Origin of the sequence: Micromonospora sp. NPDC049580 (assembly GCF_040675595.1) — a bacterium.
In the GTDB taxonomy this organism is placed as follows: domain Bacteria; phylum Actinomycetota; class Actinomycetes; order Mycobacteriales; family Micromonosporaceae; genus Micromonospora.
The window spans coordinates 16,970-32,000 of record NZ_JBFAPG010000013.1 but is presented as its reverse complement, the minus strand read 5'-3'; the positions used below and the strand labels follow the sequence as shown (position 1 = coordinate 32,000).

Annotated in this window: 12 protein-coding genes and 1 tRNA gene; 6 read left to right on the top strand and 7 right to left on the bottom strand. The window is 71.9% G+C overall.

Features of this window, described 5'->3' with window-relative positions; all coding sequences use genetic code 11:
* Positions 1–40: 40 nt before the first annotated feature.
* The 3 genes from AB0J68_RS02450 to AB0J68_RS02440 form a co-directional block, all read right to left on the bottom strand.
* Entirely contained in the window at positions 41–2,251 is a 2,211-nt protein-coding gene (locus AB0J68_RS02450) for an MMPL family transporter (protein WP_363935614.1), read from the bottom strand.
* The gene (locus AB0J68_RS02445) at positions 2,251–2,838 is read right to left on the bottom strand and encodes a helix-turn-helix domain-containing protein (protein WP_354859238.1); all 588 of its coding nucleotides are present in this window, start codon (positions 2,836–2,838) and stop codon (positions 2,251–2,253) included. The genes AB0J68_RS02450 and AB0J68_RS02445 overlap by 1 nt, the downstream gene beginning before the upstream one ends.
* Before the next feature lie 100 nt (positions 2,839–2,938).
* On the bottom strand, positions 2,939–3,373 hold the full coding sequence (locus AB0J68_RS02440) for a helix-turn-helix domain-containing protein (protein WP_354859241.1): 435 nt from the start codon (positions 3,371–3,373) through the stop codon (positions 2,939–2,941).
* A 75-nt stretch (positions 3,374–3,448) separates the two neighbouring features.
* Here AB0J68_RS02440 and AB0J68_RS02435 point away from each other — a divergent pair, with 75 nt between their 5' ends.
* The 4 genes from AB0J68_RS02435 (at position 3,449) to AB0J68_RS02420 (ending at position 8,928) form a co-directional block, all read left to right on the top strand.
* Entirely contained in the window at positions 3,449–4,966 is a 1,518-nt protein-coding gene (locus AB0J68_RS02435; protein WP_363935612.1) for an MFS transporter, read from the top strand.
* Positions 4,963–5,922 (top strand): ATP-dependent DNA ligase, encoded by a 960-nt coding sequence (locus AB0J68_RS02430; protein WP_363935609.1) that lies wholly within the window; start codon positions 4,963–4,965, stop codon positions 5,920–5,922. The genes AB0J68_RS02435 and AB0J68_RS02430 overlap by 4 nt, the downstream gene beginning before the upstream one ends.
* Before the next feature lie 94 nt (positions 5,923–6,016).
* The gene (locus AB0J68_RS02425; protein WP_234585913.1) at positions 6,017–6,466 is read left to right on the top strand and encodes a helix-turn-helix transcriptional regulator; all 450 of its coding nucleotides are present in this window, start codon (positions 6,017–6,019) and stop codon (positions 6,464–6,466) included.
* An 80-nt stretch (positions 6,467–6,546) separates the two neighbouring features.
* Positions 6,547–8,928 (top strand): excinuclease ABC subunit UvrA, encoded by a 2,382-nt coding sequence (locus AB0J68_RS02420; RefSeq protein ID WP_355137980.1) that lies wholly within the window; start codon positions 6,547–6,549, stop codon positions 8,926–8,928.
* 231 nt (positions 8,929–9,159) lie between these two features.
* On the opposite strand, the gene AB0J68_RS02415 is transcribed toward AB0J68_RS02420, so the two are convergent.
* The 4 genes from AB0J68_RS02415 to AB0J68_RS02400 form a co-directional block, all read right to left on the bottom strand.
* Positions 9,160–9,231 (bottom strand) — tRNA-Arg (locus AB0J68_RS02415).
* Positions 9,232–9,323: 92 nt separating this feature from the next.
* Positions 9,324–10,016 carry a winged helix-turn-helix domain-containing protein gene (locus AB0J68_RS02410; protein WP_266245768.1) on the bottom strand — a complete coding sequence of 231 codons (693 nt, stop codon included), beginning with the start codon at positions 10,014–10,016 and terminating at the stop codon, positions 9,324–9,326.
* 376 nt (positions 10,017–10,392) lie between these two features.
* Positions 10,393–11,064, bottom strand: a complete 672-nt coding sequence (locus tag AB0J68_RS02405; protein ID WP_363935606.1) for a DUF305 domain-containing protein — start codon at positions 11,062–11,064, stop codon at positions 10,393–10,395.
* An 8-nt stretch (positions 11,065–11,072) separates the two neighbouring features.
* Positions 11,073–11,873 carry a DUF3105 domain-containing protein gene (locus tag AB0J68_RS02400; RefSeq protein WP_354859289.1) on the bottom strand — a complete coding sequence of 267 codons (801 nt, stop codon included), beginning with the start codon at positions 11,871–11,873 and terminating at the stop codon, positions 11,073–11,075.
* A gap of 98 nt (positions 11,874–11,971) precedes the next feature.
* On the opposite strand from AB0J68_RS02400, the gene argS reads away from it, so the two are divergent.
* On the top strand, positions 11,972–13,639 hold the full coding sequence (gene argS / locus AB0J68_RS02395; protein ID WP_363935603.1) for an arginine--tRNA ligase: 1,668 nt from the start codon (positions 11,972–11,974) through the stop codon (positions 13,637–13,639).
* A gap of 1 nt (position 13,640) precedes the next feature.
* On the top strand, positions 13,641–15,026 hold the full coding sequence (gene lysA, locus AB0J68_RS02390) for a diaminopimelate decarboxylase (RefSeq protein ID WP_363935601.1): 1,386 nt from the start codon (positions 13,641–13,643) through the stop codon (positions 15,024–15,026).
* Positions 15,027–15,031: the final 5 nt, after the last annotated feature.

The following is a 15,031-nucleotide window of genomic DNA, read 5'->3' as shown; positions in this document are numbered from 1 at the left end:
GCGCCCGAGCGGGCGCCGCACCTTTCGTGGTCGGGACGGATCAGACCCGGGTGGGGGTCCGGGTCGTCAGGTGGGTACGGAGCCCCTCGCCCTCGATGTCGACGTTCGGCAGGGCGCGGGAGAGCCAGCGGGGCAGCCACCAGGCGCGGTCACCGAGCAGGGACATCACGGCCGGGACGATGGTCATGCGGACCACGAAGGCGTCGATGGCCACGCCGATGGCCAGCGCGAAGCCCATCGACTTGATCACCGGGTCATCGAGGAAGACGAAGCCCCCGAACACCGAGATCATGATCAACGCGGCGGCGGTGACCACGCGGGCGCCGTGCCCCATGCCGCTGATCGTGGCCTGGCGGGCGGTCTCGCCGTGCACGAAGTCCTCGCGCATCCGGGACACCAGGAACACCTCGTAGTCCATCGCGAGCCCGAACAGGATGCCGATGAGCAGGATCGGCAGGAAGCTGATCAGCGGACCGGGCGTGTCCAGGCCCACCAGGTCGGCGAGGTGCCCCTGCTGGAACACCGCCACCGTGATGCCGAACGTGGCGGCGACGGTGAGCAGGAAGCCCAGCGCGGCCTTGACCGGCACCAGCAGCGAACGGAACACCAGCATCAGCAGCAGGACCGAGAGCCCGACCACCAGCAGCAGGTAGACCGGCAGCGCGTCGGAGAGCTTCTCGGAGACGTCGATGCCGATCGCGGTGACGCCGGTGAGCAGCACGTCCGCGTCGCGGATCCCGCTCACCGAGTCACGGATGTCGTGCACCACCGTCTCGGTGGCCTCGTCGGTCGGGCCGGTCTTCGGCACCACGCCGAGCAGCGCCGTCCGGCCGTCCGGGCTGAGTTGGGCGGGCGCCACCGCGAGGACGTTCTCGGTGCGCTGGAGCAGCGCGGTGACCTGCGGTACGGCGGCCGAGGTGGCCTGCGGCGAGTCACCGGCGACGACGACCGCCAGTCGACCGGTGAAGCCCGCGCCGAAGCCCTCGGTGATCAGGTCGTTCGACACCCGGGCCGGCGAGCCGACGGCCGCCGTCGAGGCGTCCGGCAGCGCCAACCGCATGTCCGGCGTGGGCAGCGCGAGCAGCCCCAGGCCGAGCAGGCCGACCAGGATGACAGGTACGCGGAACCGGGTGACGAACCGCGCCCAGCGGAAGCCGAACCGGGACCGGTCCTCGGTGGCCGCGTTCGTCTCGTTGGCCGGTCCGCTGGCGGTGGCGGCGGTCTCGTCGGTGGGGACGGCGCGCAGCCGGCGGGGGAGAACCCGGCGTCCGGCGAAGCCGAGCAGCGCCGGCTGGAGGGTGATGGCGACGAGCACGGCCACGGTGACGGTGCCGGCGGCGGCGAGACCCATCACGGTGAGGAACGGGATGTCCACCACGGCCAGTCCGGCGAGCGCGATGACGACGGTGGCGCCCGCGAAGACAACGGCGGAGCCGGCGGTGCCCACGGCCCGGCCGACGGCCTCGTCCGGGGGCAGACCGTCGAGCAGGTTCTGCCGGTGCCGGGAGGTGATGAACAGCGAGTAGTCGATGCCCACGGCGAGGCCGAGCATCAGCGCCAGGATCGGCGCCGTGCTGGTCAACTGGACGACGCCACTCAGCGCGAACAGCCCGGCCATGCCGGCGCCCACGCCGATCAGCGCGTTGAGCATGGTCATCCCGGCGGCCACCAGCGAGCCGAAGGTGATGATCAGGACGATCGCGGCGACCACGACGCCGAGCGCCTCGGTCGAGCCGATCTCCGGCTCCCCGCCCAGCACCTCGCCGCCCGGGGCGACCTGCCAACCCTGTGCCTTCGCCGCCGCGCCGACCTGCTCGTACGCGGTCTTCTGGTCGTCGGTCACCTCGTCCGCGCCGGTGGCGAACTGGACCTGGACCAGCGCGTACCGGCCGTCGGGCGAGACCGCGCCGACCTGGAGCGGGTTGACCGCGCCGACCACGCCGGGCAGCGTCCCGGCCTGCTGGACCAGCTCCTGCACCACGGCCTGGCCCTGTGGGGTGCCGAGTTGGCCGTCTCCGGGTGCCTTGACCGCGATGGTGCCGGTCGCGCCGCTGGCCGCCGGGAACTGCTCGGCGAGCAGGTCGAGAGCGCGCTGGCTCTCGGTGCCGGGCATGGTGAAGTTGCTCGCCGTCGGGCCGCGCAGGGTCGCCGCGGCCAGACCGGCGCCGACGAGTACGACGAGCCAGAGCGCGACGACGAGCCGTCGCCGGCGAAACGCGCCCCGGCCGAGCCGGTAGAGCAGGGTGGCCATCAGGAGTCCTTGTCCTCGGTCGTGGGTGGATGGGTCAGGGGTGCGTCGACGGGTTCGACGGCCCGCCGGACGAGGGCGAGCAGGGCGGCGCGCAGTTCGTCGTCGGGGATGTCGGCGAACTCGGCGCACGCCTCGGAGATGCCGGCCAGCAGCACCAGCGCGGCGATCCGGGCGCCCGGACGATCGGAGTGCCCGGCCAACGCGTCGCGCAGCCGGTCGGAGATCTCCTGAATGTGCGCGAACGCCGGCTGGCACAGCAGCTCGGGGAATTCACCGCGCAGCACCGCGATCTCCCGCCGGAACCGGACCGCGAGGTCGACGAAGCCCGCCGCGGCGACCTCCTGGGCGGCCGCGCCGGTCCGGCCGGTGAGCTGGTCGTCGAGGTCGCGCAGCACGCCGATCGCGGGTGCCATCAGCTCGGCGAGCAGGGCTTCCTTGTTGGCGAAGTGGTAGAGCACGGTGGCCTTGGAGCAGCCGACCTCGCGGGCGATGTCCTGCAACGAGGTGCCCCGGTAGCCGGTCACCGCGAACCGTCGCGCCGCCGCGGCGAGGATCTCGCCGTGCGTCTCGGACACCGCTCTGGCCATCACCGGTCCACCTCCGTGAACCAGCATGCCTGACCGATCGGTCAGACCCTGACCGATCGGTCAGAAGAACGTGGTGGCCTTCCCCACACCGGGGTCTGGTTTAGCCGGCGCGCTCGGCGTCGTACCTGGTCCGCGCCTCGGCGATGGCCCGGCGGTGCCGTTCGGCCCAACTGGTCAGCGCCACCAGCGACTCGTACAGCTCCAGCGCCATCGGCGTGGCCGTGTACTCCACCTTCGGCGGAACGGTCGGATAGACCGTGCGGTGCAGCAGGCCGTCGCGCTCCAGGTTGCGCAGGGTCAGGGTGAGCATCCGGCGGCTGATGCCCTCGATGTGCCGCTCCAGCTCGGTGAAGCGCACCGGGCCGTTCGACGCGGCCACCAGGATGCCGATGCTCCACTTGCCGCCGACCCGGTCCAGCACCTCGCGGACGGTGCACGCCCGAGCCTGCCCGGGGGTGAACGGCACGTTCCCGGCGGCGCAGGTGAACTCCGCCTCGACCTGCGCGGACACATCGCTGTTCCTCTGGGACATCACAGTGCCTCCTTCCGCTCCGGCTCATGGTCACAGACGATGACCTCGGTAACAAACCGTGCACCAAGGAGGCATCCGATGGACCGTACCGTCCCGGCCCGCTGGCCGGCCCTGCTCGTGCTCTGCGCCGGCAGCCTGATGATCATCCTGGACGGCAGTGTCGTGTCGGTGGCCCTGCCCTCCGTGCAACGCGACCTGGGCTTCACCGCCGCCGGACTGGCCTGGGTGGTCAACGCCTACCTGGTGGCGTTCGGCGGGCTGCTGCTGCTCGCCGGCCGCCTCGGCGACCTGCTCGGCCGGCGTCGGGTCTTCCTGGCCGGCGTCGTGCTGTTCACCCTGGCCTCGCTGGCCTGCGCGACGGCCACCGGACCGGCCCTGCTCGTCGGCGCGCGGTTCGGCCAGGGCGTCGGCGGCGCGCTCGCCATGGCGGTCAGCCTCGGGATGATCGTCCGGCTCTATCCCGAGTCGGTCGAGCGGGCCCGCGCCATCGCCGTCTTCAGCTTCACCGGGGCGGCCGGCGCCACGATCGGCACGGTCGCCGGCGGGGTGCTCACCGAGCTGGCCGGTTGGCGTTCGATCTTCCTGGTGAACCTGCCGATCGGGGCGGCGATCCTGCTCGCCGCCGTCCGCCAACTCCCCGCCGAACGGGGCATCGGCCTGCGGGCCGGCCTCGACGTGCCCGGCGCCCTGCTGGCCACCGCCGGCCTGATGGCCGCCGTGCTGGGCATCGTGGGGACCGGTGAGCACGGCTGGACCAGCCCGCGGACACTGGGTGCGGCGGCGCTCGCGGCGCTGCTGCTCGGCTGCTTCGCCGTACGCCAACGGGTGGCGGCGACTCCGCTGCTGCCGGCGCGGGTGCTGCGCGTGCCGGGCCTGGTCGCGGCCAACGCGGTGCAGTTCCTCATGGTCGCCGCGTACTTCGGCTTCCAGTTCCTGCTCGCCGTCGAGCTGCAACTCGTGCTCGGGCTGGACGCGGCGGCCACCGGCTGGGCCTTCCTGCCCACCCCGGTGGTGATCGCGGTGGTGTCGCTCGGCCTGGCCGGTCTGCTGATCGGCCGGTGGGGCGCCCGGAGCGTGCTGCTGGTCGGGTTGAGCCTCGCGACCGTCGGCTTCCTGCTGCTCGCCCGGTTGCCCGCCGACGGCCGCTACCTCGCCGACGTACTCCCCGCGCTGGTGGTCTTCGGAGTGGCCGGCGGTCTGACCCTGCCGGCCGTCACCACGCTGGCCATGGTCGGCGCGACCGACGCCGACGCCGGGCTGGCGTCCGGGTTGGCCAACACCACCCAGCAGGTCGGCGGGGCGGTCGGCCTGGCCGCGCTGGCGACCCTGGCCGCGGCCCGCAGCGACGGCCTCCGGGCCGCCGGTCGGGCCGAGGCGGTGGCGCTGGCCGGTGGCTACCGGGTCGCGTACGCCGTGGCCGCCGCTCTGGTGCTCGCCGCGTTGCTGGTGGCGCTGGGCACGCTGCCCCGCCGCCCGGCCGGCCAGCGGCCCGACGTCGAAGCGCCGGTCGACGACGGCGGGCAGCGGAATCGTTCGGTGTCCAAGCGCCGCGTCCGGTTGACCGACGACGCCGGGGCCGGGAGGGTGATCGGGTGAGTGAGGCTGACGAGACCCGCGACGGCGTGGCCCTGACCAACCTGGACCAGCCGCTGTCCGACCGTGACGACGCGACCAAGCGCGACCTGGTCGACTACCTCGACGCGGTCCGGGAGCCGATCATCGGGCAGCTGCGGGACCGTCCGCTGTCGGTGATCCGGGTCCGCCCCGGCCAGCCGCCGTTCATGCAGAAGAACCTGCCCCGCTACACCCCGGAGTGGGTCCGCCGGGTGCCGGTCTGGGCCGAGGCGTCGCACCGGGAGATCTCGTACGCCCTCTGCGACGACCGGCGCACCCTGCTCTGGTTCGCCAACCAGCGGGCCGTCGAGTACCACCCGACGCTGGCCACCGTGGCGGATCTGCACCGACCGACGCACCTGGTGCTCGACCTGGACCCGCCCGAGGGCGACGGGTTCCGCGCGGCCGTGGCCGCTGCCCTGCTGGTCCGCCAGGCGCTCGCCGACGCCGGCCTCGCCGGGGCCGTCAAGACCAGCGGCGCCAAGGGCGTGCACGTCTTCGTCCCGGTGACGGGTGACCCCACCGCCGAGGAGTTGGCCGCCGCCACCCGGGCGCTCGCCGTCCGCGCCGAGCGGCTGGACCCGGCGCTCGCCACGACGGCGTACATCATTCAAGACCGGGGCGGGAAGGTCTTCGTGGACGCCACCCGAGCCGGCGGGGCGACGGTCGTGGCCGCGTACAGCCCGCGACTGCGGCCCGGGATGCCGGTCTCCTTCCCGGTCGACTGGTCCGACCTGACCGAGGTGACCCCGGCGGACTTCACCATCCGGACGGTGCCGCCACTGGTCGCCGGGACCGACCCGTGGGTCGCGCTGATGCCGGCGCCGCAGTCGCTCCCCGCCGACCTCGTCGCGGAGGGCCGGACCATCCCGGTGGCCCGGGTGCAGGCCATGCACGAGGGCAAGCGCCGGGCCCGCGCCCGCCGCGAGACCGGCTGACGGTACGCGCTGTTTCCTTGATCGAGAACGATCATCGGAGGCGCGCGGTCCTCGACGGTCCCTGTCGTCGGGGGTCTGTGGCACGATTTTCCAGGTGACCAGCCGATCCGCCGAGAGCCAGCGCCTGAGCGATCTCGCGCGGCTGCGCCGCGTCCGCGACCGCATCGACCGGGAGTACGCGCAGCCGTTGGACGTCGAGGCGCTCGCCCGGGGCGTCCACATGTCGGCCGGGCACCTCAGTCGCGAGTTCCGGCTCGCCTACGGCGAATCTCCGTACAGCTATCTCATGACCCGGCGCGTGGAGCGCGCCATGGCGCTGCTGCGTCGCGGCGACCTCAGCGTCACCGATGTCTGTTTCGCGGTCGGCTGCTCGTCGCTCGGCACCTTCAGCACCCGCTTCACCGAGCTGGTCGGTGTGCCGCCCAGCACCTACCGGCGGGAGGCGGCGCTCGCGACGGCCGGGCTGCCGTCGTGCACGGCGAAGCAGGTGACCAGACCGGTCAGGAATCGAGAAGCGCAGGTCACGCCGCCACCCCTAGCGTGACTGCCACGGGTCGGGTCGGCGCGGCGAGCCGCGTCGGGCGTGACCCCGGGGCCCCGCCCGCCCGAGAAGATGGAGACATCATGAGCAAGGCCACGGACCCGCCCGCGGCGCACGTCGCCGACCGGCACGACCTGATCCGGGTGCAGGGCGCGCGCGTGAACAACCTCAAGGACGTCACGGTCGAGCTTCCGAAGCGTCGACTGACGGTGTTCACCGGGGTCTCCGGCTCCGGCAAGAGCTCGCTGGTGTTCGGCACCATCGCGGCCGAGTCGCAGCGGATGATCAACGAGACCTACAGCGCCTTCGTGCAGGGCTTCATGCCGACGCTGACCCGGCCCGAGGTCGACGTGCTGGACGGGCTGACCACCGCGATCATCGTCGACCAGGAGCGGATGGGCGCGAACGCCCGCTCCACGGTCGGCACCGCCACCGACGCCAACGCGATGCTGCGCATCCTCTTCAGCCGGCTCGGGCAGCCGCACATCGGCTCGCCGAACGCGTTCTCCTTCAACGTCCCCTCGGTCCGGGCGACCGGCGCGATCACGGTGGAGCGCGGCGCGGGCCGGACGAAGACCGAGAAGGCGACCTTCAACCGTCTCGGCGGCATGTGTCCGCGCTGCGAGGGCATGGGCGCGGTCACCGACTTCGACCTGTCGGCGCTGTACGACGACAGCAGGTCGCTCAACGAGGGCGCGATCACGATCCCCGGCTACAGCATGGAGGGCTGGTACGGCCGGATCTTCCGCGGCTGCGGCTACTTCGACCCGGACAAGCCGATCCGCAAATACACGAAGAAGGAGTTGCAGGACCTGCTCCACCGGGAGCCGACCAAGATCAAGGTCGACGGCATCAACCTGACGTACGTCGGCCTCATCCCGCAGATCCAGAAGTCGTTCCTCGCCAAGGACATCGACACGCTGCAACCGCACATCCGCGCCTTCGTCGACCGTGCGGTGACGTTCACGACCTGCCCCGACTGCGGCGGCACCCGGCTCAGCGCGGAGGCCCGGTCGTCGAAGATCGAGGGGAAGAACATCGCCGGCGTCTGCGCGATGCAGATCAGCGACCTGGCGGCCTGGGTCCGGGGCATCAGGGAGCCGTCGGTGGCGCCGCTGCTCACCGGGCTGCAACATCTCCTCGACTCGTTCGAGGAGATCGGGTTGGGCTACCTGTCGCTCGACCGGCCCTCGGGCACGCTCTCCGGTGGCGAGGCGCAGCGCACCAAGATGATCCGCCACCTCGGGTCGTCGCTCACCGACGTCACGTACGTCTTCGACGAGCCGACGATCGGGCTGCACCCGCACGACATCGCGCGGATGAACGGCCTGCTGCTGCGCCTGCGGGACAAGGGCAACACCGTCCTGGTGGTGGAGCACAAGCCGGAGGCGATCGCCATCGCCGACCACGTCGTCGATCTCGGGCCGGGCGCCGGCACCGCCGGAGGCGAGGTGGTGTTCGAGGGCACCGTCGACGGGCTGCGCGCCAGCGACACGCTGACCGGCCGGCACCTGGACGACCGGGCCCGCCTGAAGACATCCGTACGGACGCCGTCGGGTGTGCTGGAGGTGCGGGGCGCGAACACCCACAACCTGCGCGACGTCGACGTCGACATCCCGCTCGGCGTGCTCGTGGTGGTGACCGGTGTGGCCGGTTCGGGAAAGAGTTCGCTGATCCACGGCTCGGTGTCCGACCGCGACGGGGTGGTGTCGGTCGACCAGAGCGCGATCCGCGGCTCGCGCCGGAGCAACCCGGCGACGTACACGGGCCTGCTCGACCCGATCCGCAAGGCGTTCGCGAAGGCCAACGGTGTGAAGCCGGCCCTGTTCAGCGCCAACTCCGAGGGGGCCTGCCCCGGCTGCAACGGCGCCGGCGTCATCTACACCGACCTGGGGATGATGGCCGGTGTCGCCGCCACCTGCGAGGAGTGCGAGGGGAGGCGGTTCCAGGCGTCGGTCCTGGAGTACCGGTTCGGCGGCCGTGACATCAGCGAGGTGCTCGCCATGTCGGTGCGCGAGGCCGAGGCGTTCTTCTCCGCGGGTGAGGCGCGTACGCCCGCCGCGCACGCCATCCTCGACCGGCTCGTCGACGTCGGGCTCGGCTACCTCAGCCTCGGCCAGCCGCTGACCACCCTGTCCGGCGGCGAGCGGCAGCGGCTCAAGCTGGCCACCCGGATGGCCGAGAAGGGCGGCGTGTACGTCCTCGACGAGCCGACCACCGGCCTGCACCTCGCCGACGTCGAGCAACTGCTCGGCCTGCTGGACCGACTCGTCGACTCCGGCAAGTCGGTGATCGTCGTCGAGCATCACCAGGCGGTCATGGCGCACGCCGACTGGATCATCGACCTCGGCCCGGGCGCCGGCCACGACGGCGGCCGGATCGTCTTCGAGGGCACCCCGGCCGATCTCGCCGCCGCCCGCTCCACCCTCACCGGCGAGCACCTGGCGGCGTACGTCGGCACCTGATCATGTGCCGTCCGCCGTCGCCCGATTGTCTACCCGGCCGTCGGTTGGGCGGCGGCGGGCCGCCGTGGCGGCGAGAACCCCGCAGGCGCCGTTCTTGATCCACCGCGCGTCGCCGGTGGGGGTTCGACGCGAGCCGGCGCCGGGGCGTGGGGTCCGGGGCTCGGCCCCGGAGCAGAAATGACAAGCGCCCCAGGTCCGCGCTTCTCAGCGGACATGGAGCGCGAAAGCTTGTGCCCCCGGCAGGATTCGAACCTGCGCCCCCGCCTCCGGAGGGCGGTGCTCTATCCCCTGAGCTACGGGGGCTCAGCGACTGGAGAAGACTAGCAAACCTCCTGGGCGTACGCCGAATCGGTATCGGGTGAGCCGGTCGTGTCGGTGACCGGCCCACCCGGTGCTCAGGCCGCGATCGCCCGCCCGCAACTGGGCAGCGGGTGCAGGACGATCCGTCGGGGCAGCCGGCGCGGCCACTCGTTGCGCGGCCAGGACCCGTCCACGATCAGGTGCACCGTGCGCTGCTCCTCGCCGCTGAGCCGCAGCACGAAGTCGCGGGGGAGCGGCGGGTCGACAGTCGGTGTGGTGATCATGAAGCGCACCCGGCCCCGGGACGACACGGCGGAGATCACGTCGGCCGCCGGCATCGTGCCCCGCAGCCGCACCCGGCCGATCCAGTAGACCTCGGCCAGATGCTCCTGGGCCGTCCGGGTGATCGCCGGGTACTCGCTGCGTACCCAGCGCTCGACCGCGCTGACGCAGAGCCCGCAGGCCCGCTCGCGCGGTTCCCGCGGACCCAACCCCCAGGCCCGCAGGTACGCCCCGACCGCTCCCGCGTCCAGCGGGAGGTCGAACCGGCGCTGGATGAGCGTGGTGAGGCTCTGCCGCGTCCACAGCTCCTCGTCCAGGCCGAACTCGTCGGGGTGGACGCCCCGGAGTGTGTCGATCAGCTCGAGTTCCTGTTCGCGGCTGAGCGTTCCCGGCTCGCCCTGCCGCTGTCCGCGACGGACGGCTGCCACCGCCCCGTCACCGCCGATGGTGTGGCGTCGGCACCAACTGGTGACCGAGCGCCGTGCGTCTCTGAGTGCAACCCCCACGTCTTGGGCAACGAGCACGAATCACAACTGGTCACGATATGTGCGGAGAAAACTCTCTAAGCAACGTAATCGCCTGTCTGACGCAAAACGCCCACAAGGGGCGAGTGTGGGTCGACAGGGGTGCGGGAGCTGCGGGTACGGCCGGCGGGCGCGGCGCCGGTCGCCTTCGACTCGTCGCGTCCGACGCCAGGTCGCCGATGTGGCGGTGTCCGAACGCCTGGATACCGCCACCTCGCCGACCTGGTGTGGATCATGCGGGTCGAGAGGCGGGTGCCCGCCGTGCCCAGGACGGGGCGGTCCGGTGCCGGACATGACGCGGGCCCGCGTCCCGCCGATGAGTGGCGGGAACGCGGGCCCGGTGTGCCCGTGCGGAGGGTCAGCCCTTGGCCTGCGCCTGGAGCTGCCGGAGGTTGTTCAGCTCGGACTGCTGGGTGGCCTTCATGGTCTGGGCCACGCGTACCACCTCGGCGTTGTCGGTCTCCGCGAGCGCCGCGTCGATCATGTGGATCCCGCCGAGGTGGTGGTTGTACATCAGGGCCAGGAACTGCCGGTCCACCTCGATGCCCTTGGCGTCGCGCAACGAGGCCATCTGCTGCGGGGTGGCCATGCCCGGCATCAGCCCGTCCTTGACCGCGGCCCCGTCGGACATCCACGACATCGGCGGCTGCGACCCGGTCGGGCTCAGCTGCCACTCGCGCAGCCAGGTCTGCATGGCGCCGATCTCACCCTGCTGACCGGTGGCGATGTCGACGGCGATCTGCCGCACCTCGGGCAGCGTCGCCGACCGGTACGCGATCAGGCTCATCTCGACCGCCTGGGCGTGGTGGGTCGTCATGTCCCGCGCGAAACCCGCCTCGACCGAGGAGTCACCGGGCCGGGTGAGGCGAGGGGTGAGCAGGCCGCCGGCGTACCCGAGCAGCAGGCCCACCACCACCATGATGGCGAGCGCCGCGACGCCGTAGCGCCGCGCCGGTGTCGGGCCGCCCACGTCCGGGGCGGCCACGACGTCGTCGTGCTCGGTGTCGGTGGTGGTGGCGGGGGCTGTCATCGCCGTCCTTACTGGGTCGGGGGCTGCTGCTGGAGGTCACGCGGCGTGGTGCCGGTGGCGGTGATACCCGTGTTGCACAGCGCGGTCGGGCCCTCGACGGAGGCGTTCACCCGCAGGTCCTTGATGAACTCGTCGATCCGCTTGTCGTCGGCGTTGTCGACCTTGAGCTGGTAGCCCCACGCCTGGAGCGAGATCGGCTTGTCCAGACCCTCGTACGGGCTCATCAGCATCTTCTCGACGCCACGCACCTTGCCGGCGAGCTTGTCGACCTGGTCCTTCGGCAGGTCCGGGCGGTAGGTGATCCACACCGCGCCGTGCTCCAGGCTGTGCACCGCGTGCTCGTTGGCGATCGGGGCGTCGTAGACGTCACCCATGCAGTTCTGCCAGGCCGCGTTGTGCACCCCGCCCACCGGCGGCGAGTACTTGTAGGTCAGCGGGCCCGACTTGTGGGACTCGTAGTCGAGGCTCGTCTTGTCGGTCTTGCGGATGTTGACGATGCCGTCGATGGCGTTGGCCTTCTTGTCCCACGGCTTGGAGCCCTGGAACGACGCCCAGGCGCCGTAGCCGATGATGCCGGCCGCGAGGACGCCGACGGCGACGAAGAGCGCGATCGGGCCCCAGGCCCGGCCCTGACTCACCTTGACCGGGCTGACCGGCTTGCGGGGGCCCTTGCCACCCGCCCGGGGGGAGCCCGCCGGCTTGCCGGAACCGGCCTTGGCGCCGGACGCCGGCCGGCCCGCGGCCGGCTTCTTGCCGGTGCTGACCACGGTCGGGCGGCGCTCAGGGCCACCCGGGGTGCTGATGCTCATCGTGCCTCGTCAAGTCGGTCGGTCAGGGGAGGTGGCGGGCCGGATGACGCGCAGGGGAGCCGCCGAGTGCCCGAGTCTACCCCCGATAACATGGTTGGGTGACTCCTGCAGAACTAGCCTCGGTCGTCCTCACCGCCGCCCACGCCGTCTTCACCGACCGTGGTCTGGATCACGCCGCGCTGCCGGAGCGCACGGTGGTGGAGCGACCGCGCAACCCCGAGCACGGCGACTACGCCTCCACGCTCGCTCTGCAGTTGAGCAAGAAGGTGGGCGTCCCGCCCCGGGAGCTTGCTACGGCCCTGGCCGACGAGCTGGGCCGGGCGCCGGGGATCAAGTCGGTGGAGATCGCCGGGCCGGGCTTTCTGAACATCCGGCTGGACGCCGCCGCCGCCGGCCAGCTCGCCCGCCTGATCGTCGAGGCCGGAGCGGAGTACGGCCGCAGCGACCGGCTCGCCGGCGAGAAGATCAACCTGGAGTTCGTCTCGGCCAACCCGACCGGCCCGGTGCACATCGGCGGGGTCCGCTGGGCGGCCGTCGGCGACGCCCTGAGCCGGCTGCTGCGGGCCACCGGCGCCGAGGTGGGCACGGAGTACTACTTCAACGACGCCGGCTCCCAGATCGACAGGTTCGCCCGCTCGCTGCTCGCCGCCGCCAAGGGCGAGCCCGCGCCGGAGGACGGCTACGGCGGCGCGTACATCGCCGAGATCGCCGCCGAGGTGCAGGCCCGTCGGCCCGACGTGCTGACCTTGGACGACCCCGCCGCCCAGGAGGTGTTCCGGGTCGAGGGCGTCGCGCTGATGTTCGACGAGATCCGCTCCTCGCTGCGCGACTTCGGGGTGGAGTTCGACACCTACTTCAACGAGAAGGACCTGCACGACCGGGGCGAGCTGGACCTCGCGCTGGCCCGGCTGCGCGAGCAGGGTCGGGTCTACGAGTCCGAGGGCGCGACCTGGCTGCGCACCACCGACTTCGGTGACGACAAGGACCGGGTGCTGCGCAAGTCCAACGGCGAGTGGACGTACTTCGCCGCGGACTGCGCCTACTACCTGGACAAGCGGGAGCGCGGCTTCGAGCGGGTCGTGATCATGCTGGGCGCCGACCACCACGGCTACATCGGCCGGATGAAGGCGATGGCGGCCTGCTTCGGCGACGACCCGGAGCGCAACCTGGAGATCCTCATCGGGCAGCTGGTCAACCTGCTGCGCGACGGCGCCCCGATGCGGATGAGCAAGCGGGCCGGCACCGTGATCACCCTGGAGGACCTGGTCGACGCCATCGGCGTGGACGCCTCCCGGTACGCGCTGGCCCGCTACTCCAGCGACTCGCCCATCGACATCGACATCGAGCTGTGGACCCGGGCGAGCCGCGACAACCCGGTCTACTACGTGCAGTACGTCGCCGCCCGGACGGCGGGCGTGGCCCGCAACGCCGCCGAGGTGGGGCTGGTTCCGGGTGACGCCGACGCGTTCCGCCCCGAGCTGCTCGACCACGAGAAGGAGAACGAGCTACTCAAGGCGCTCGCCGAGTTCCCGGCGGTGGTGGCCACCGCGGCGGAGCTGCGCGAGCCGCACCGGGTGGCCCGCTACCTGGAGGAGAGCGTCGCGGCGTCCTTCCACCGGTTCTACGACAACTGCCGGGTGCTGCCGATGGGCGACGAGGAGGTCACCGACCTGCACCGCGCCCGGCTCTGGCTCAACAACGCCACCCGCACCGTGATCGCCAACGGCCTGCACCTGCTCGGCGTCTCCGCACCCGAGAGGATGTGACATGAGGGCTCATGAGGCTGGTGCGCTGCACGCGGACATCAGCAAGCAGGGGCCGGCCTGGCTGCGTACCCCGGCCGACGTCAACGCCCTCGTGCCGGCGCTGTGGCCGCGCAGCGTGACGCGCGGCGCGGACGGCGCGGTCGCCGTCGCGGGCCTGAGCGTCCGCGACATCGCGGCCGAGTTCGGCACCCCGGTGTACGTCCTCGACGAGGCCGACCTGCGCTCGCGCTGCCGCGACTTCCGGGCGGCCTTCCCGACCGAGGACGTCTTCTACGCGGGCAAGGCGTTCCTCTGCCGCGCGGTGGTCCGGATGATCGCCGAGGAGGGGCTGCACCTCGACGTCTGCACCGGCGGTGAGCTGGCCACGGCGCTGTCGGCGGGGATGCCGCCGGAACGGATCGGTTTCCACGGCAACAACAAGTCGGTGGCCGAGCTGAGCCGCGCGCTGGACGCCGGTGTCGGCCGGATCATCGTCGACTCGTTCACCGAGATCGACCGGCTGACCGAACTGGCCCGCGAGCGTGGGGTGCGGCCCCGGGTGCTGGTCCGGGTCACGGTCGGCGTCGAGGCGCACACCCACGAGTTCATCGCCACCGCCCACGAAGACCAGAAGTTCGGCTTCTCGCTGGCCGGCGGCGCCGCCGCCAACGCCGCCTTCAAGATCCTCGACGAGGGTGTGCTGGAGCTGCGCGGCCTGCACTCGCACATCGGCTCGCAGATCTTCGACGCCAGCGGCTTCGAGGTCTCGGCCCGCCGGGTGCTCGCCCTGCAGGCGCAGATCCGCGACGCGCGCGGGGTGGAGCTGCCCGAGCTGGACCTGGGCGGTGGGTTCGGCATCGCGTACACCACCCAGGACGACCCGGCCACCCCACAGGACCTGGCCAAGCGGCTGCGCAAGATCGTCGACTCGGAGTGCGCGGCGGAGAACCTGGCCGTGCCGCACCTGTCGATCGAGCCGGGACGGGCCATCGTCGGGCCGGCCGTGTTCACCCTCTACGAGGTCGGCACGGTCAAGGACCTCGACGGCATCCGCACGTACGTCAGCGTCGACGGCGGGATGAGCGACAACATCCGCACCGCGCTCTACGACGCGTCCTATTCGGCGACGCTGGCCTCCCGGGCGTCGAGCGCCCAGCCGTTCCTCGCCCGCGTGGTGGGAAAGCACTGTGAGTCCGGGGACATCGTGGTGAAGGATGAATTCCTGCCCGCCGACGTGCAGCCCGGAGATCTTGTCGCAGTGCCCGGCACCGGCGCCTACTGCCGGAGCATGGCCAGCAACTACAACCACGTACCCCGACCGCCGGTCGTGGCGGTGCGTGACGGCCAGGCGCGTCTGATCGTCCGGCGGGAGACCGAAGACGATCTGCTGGCATTGGATGTGGGATGACGTCA